At 27.2% G+C, this 1,369-nt stretch carries 2 protein-coding genes; both read right to left on the bottom strand.

Annotated features, from left to right (window positions below; translation table 11 throughout):
• Window positions 1–135 precede the first annotated feature (135 nt).
• Window positions 136–846: a permease prefix domain 1-containing protein gene (locus tag ACFSQJ_RS14265; protein ID WP_377767648.1), complete on the bottom strand. Its 711-nt coding sequence runs from the start codon at window positions 844–846 to the stop codon at window positions 136–138.
• The gene (locus ACFSQJ_RS14260; protein ID WP_377767647.1) at window positions 819–1,163 is read right to left on the bottom strand and encodes a PadR family transcriptional regulator; all 345 of its coding nucleotides are present in this window, start codon (window positions 1,161–1,163) and stop codon (window positions 819–821) included. The genes ACFSQJ_RS14265 and ACFSQJ_RS14260 overlap by 28 nt, the downstream gene beginning before the upstream one ends.
• Window positions 1,164–1,369 lie beyond the last annotated feature (206 nt).

The following is a 1,369-nucleotide window of genomic DNA, read 5'->3' as shown; positions in this document are numbered from 1 at the left end:
GTAAAACGTAGATAAATCAAATAAAAAAAGCTCAAAGAATCATTTTTTCGAATCTATGGGCCTAAAATACTATTGTCTCAGATTAATGAAGAATTTACTTGTTTTTTACCTCAGTTCTTTGTTGTAACCAGTACTTTATTCTGTATACCTTAATTTATTGTGCTTTTTGTTTTTCCAAAATATAATTAGTGATGTGGTCAATAATATAATACCGCACAGTATTTTATAAATTCCAAAATTCAGTTCCATTGTATAAAATTCGGCAATTGGATTCCCTAATTTATTAATATCAATTCCTGGAAGAACTACTTGAGCACTTAATCTAACTGATAGTATATATGATACAGTAATTAATGTAACTAGCACATATGCATTACTTAATTTGCTAAAAAATGATTTCCGTTTTTTTAGATTAAAATATATTATGCTAAAGAAAGAAATCGAGAAAATAACTAATAGTATAACAGACAGAATGTTAAATGTACCATTATCAATATTTAAAAATTGAGATAATAGTAGAGTTGAAACTAAAAATAGCTTGCTTAAAACTATAAATGCTATATAAATCAGAGCTCCTTTTAAATAAGGAATTGTTGTATTAATAAATGAGAAATTATTAATCTTATCAAATTCCGCACAAATTTCATCGGTTCTGCCAATTCTTTTTCTAGCAATAAGGAATGATTCTTCTATGTTTAACCCTTTGTTTTCCAAATCATTAATTAAATCTAATAAGTGACTTTCCAATTCGTCGATATTATCTGAAGTCATATTTGACTTTTTTGATAATTCTGATTTCCAGATTTCTATTTTCTCGTTTAAGTTAAATTCGGTTCTATTTTCCATAATTTTGATATAATTTGATTGATAATTGCCCAATTTTCTTTTTCTGATATAAGTTCTTTTTTACCATTAGTGCTTAATTTGTAGTATTTTCTCTTTTTTCCTGATTCTCCAATTTTCCAGTAAGATTCAATGAGTCCTTTTTTTTCTAATTTGTGTAAAACAGGATATAAAGTTCCATCTCCATATTCTATTTTTCCATCTGATATTTCTTTTACGCTTTGGATGATTTCATACCCATAAGATTCGTTTTTTGAAAGTATTGATAAAATAATAGGTATAGTAGAAGCACCAATTAATTCTTTTGATAGTTTTTTCATATAGTGTATTTATGAAAAACAAATATACATAGAAGTTCGATGTATAAAAATAAAAACGTGATTTTTTTCAGTATTGGTTACAACGGTCTCGGCTATGATTTCGTTGCGGAAAAATCCGCAGGATTCTTTCCGCCGTAGCCGAAAGATAGCAAAAAAGCGTTGAATTCCGATTAGGAATTCAACCGCAATGAATTATAGCCATTGTT

The sequence above is a fragment of the Croceitalea marina genome (assembly GCF_042684265.1).
In the GTDB taxonomy this organism is placed as follows: Bacteria; Bacteroidota; Bacteroidia; order Flavobacteriales; family Flavobacteriaceae; genus Croceitalea; species Croceitalea marina.
Note: the sequence above shows the minus strand (reverse complement) of the source record. Positions and strands in the feature narration are given on the sequence as shown.